Origin of the sequence: Microcoleus sp. C2D2 (assembly GCF_036702495.1) — a bacterium.
In the GTDB taxonomy this organism is placed as follows: Bacteria; Cyanobacteriota; Cyanobacteriia; order Cyanobacteriales; family Microcoleaceae; genus Microcoleus.
This window is the reverse complement of the sequence record NZ_JAUBTO010000384.1, coordinates 1-1,495: the sequence shown is the minus strand read 5'-3', so window position 1 is coordinate 1,495 and position 1,495 is coordinate 1. Positions and strand designations below refer to the sequence as shown.

The following is a 1,495-nucleotide window of genomic DNA, read 5'->3' as shown; positions in this document are numbered from 1 at the left end:
ATATTTGATGCTAACTACAGTGGTAACGTTTCGTTATTTGCATGGGAATATACAGGAGGAATAGATTAAAGTGACAATTAAAGACTTGTTAGAAATTATTATTTTAGTGATTGGTGGGGGAGGCGGCGCGGCAGCAGGTGGTTTTGCTTTTGCTATGTGGCAGTACAGCGGCAAACTAGAAAGACTTGAAATTCAACTTGAAAAAAATAATTTTACTTCAGGAAGAAAACTGCAACAAAATTTAGACCACCTTTTAACAGAATTTGGTGTAATCAAGTGTGACTTACGAGACATAAAAGCTGTGTTAATAAGACAAGGAATGATTCACGATAGGGCTGGTTTTCCCGAAGAAAATATACCCAAAAGCACAGGATGGACGATTGAAGATGCTTGAAATTGACCGTTACGTATACCGAGGCTTAATGTTCTTTCTCTGTTGTAGTGCAACTGCGACTACTTTTGCGTCACTAAGTGTTGGATTAAAAGTTCACGGTGATGCTCCGGCAAATTTGACTACTTTAGCAAGCACCCTCTTTGGTTTCGCGATTGCACTCGCGACCAAAGTAAAAGGAACCTAAAGTTGGTTTTCAAGTATATTTCTAGGCTTAGCCGCCCGTGTTAGGCGGCTATTTGTAAAAAAGGACTTAAATATGGCAACAGTGACGGCGGGAACGAATGAAACAGCAAATGCTACAACAATTGAAGGCAAGTTGTTTCAAGTAGCACACTTAATTAACAGTGCAGAAAAAGGCTTAGCCGTTCAAAGGTTGAACATCACTAAAAGTGACGATTTGATTTTAGAAGGGGATTTTACGATACCAGGTACTGTTACGTACAACGCTTCAACGGGACTTTTTTCTGTAGCCGCAGCGCCATATTTACCAACACTTCCTTTTAGTGCTGGTTCGCCAGTCGGCACAATAAAATCTACTACCCTTAGTCAGTATTTCATTGATGTAATTTCTTACATTGTTCATTGGCAAAACCAACCAGCTAAAAATCCGAACAGTTTAACCAACTGCACATTAAGTTTTGATTATAATTCCTTGGAGTACGTAGGTAGAATTATCTTGCCTTATACTTCAACCTTGGGTCAAAACGGTTCAATTATTGAAACGGCGACAGAGTGGCTAACAACATGAATAGCAAAAACTATCGTGATACTGTTTTAAGCTACGTAAACAAGTTAGGAGAAATTGACAGGCTAGAAGATGAACTTGTCAATTCCGAAGGAGAAACAGGTGGACTAAAAGAAAAAATTAACGAGTGCAAAAAAGAAGTGAATGAATTAAAAAAAGAAATTGATAATCACAAACGGAAAAAATAAATGAGTGAAGTTAAAACTTGGGGAGTAACGATTGAAGACAGCGCGCTCGCTTTTTCAACTGAAGGCATACAACCTGGTAAATGGTTGCAAAACACAGCGAGTCAAGTTTGGGGAGCTATCAAAAAAGGGGTGCAAACGGTTATTGAATTTGGCAAAAAAATATGGGAA

3 protein-coding genes are annotated in these 1,495 nt (G+C 38.6%); all 3 read left to right on the top strand.

What is annotated here, in order from left to right; all coding sequences use genetic code 11:
• The first annotated feature begins 70 nt into the window (after positions 1-70).
• The 3 genes from QUB61_RS39380 (at position 71) to QUB61_RS39370 (ending at position 1,327) form a co-directional block, all read left to right on the top strand.
• The gene (locus tag QUB61_RS39380; RefSeq protein ID WP_333136853.1) at positions 71-394 is read left to right on the top strand and encodes a hypothetical protein; all 324 of its coding nucleotides are present in this window, start codon (positions 71-73) and stop codon (positions 392-394) included.
• A gap of 256 nt (positions 395-650) precedes the next feature.
• Positions 651-1,142, top strand: a complete 492-nt coding sequence (locus QUB61_RS39375; RefSeq protein WP_333136851.1) for a hypothetical protein — start codon at positions 651-653, stop codon at positions 1,140-1,142.
• A complete protein-coding gene (locus QUB61_RS39370) occupies positions 1,139-1,327 on the top strand; it encodes a hypothetical protein (RefSeq protein WP_333136849.1) in 189 nt (62 codons plus the stop codon). The genes QUB61_RS39375 and QUB61_RS39370 overlap by 4 nt, the downstream gene beginning before the upstream one ends.
• Positions 1,328-1,495: the final 168 nt, after the last annotated feature.

What these genes read in the sequence shown, in the direction of transcription:
- QUB61_RS39375 (WP_333136851.1), top strand. Translation starts at nt 651, where the DNA reads ATGGCAACAGTGACGGCGGGAACGAATGAAACAGCAAATGCTACAACA.
- QUB61_RS39370 (WP_333136849.1), top strand. Translation starts at nt 1,139, where the DNA reads ATGAATAGCAAAAACTATCGTGATACTGTTTTAAGCTACGTAAACAAG.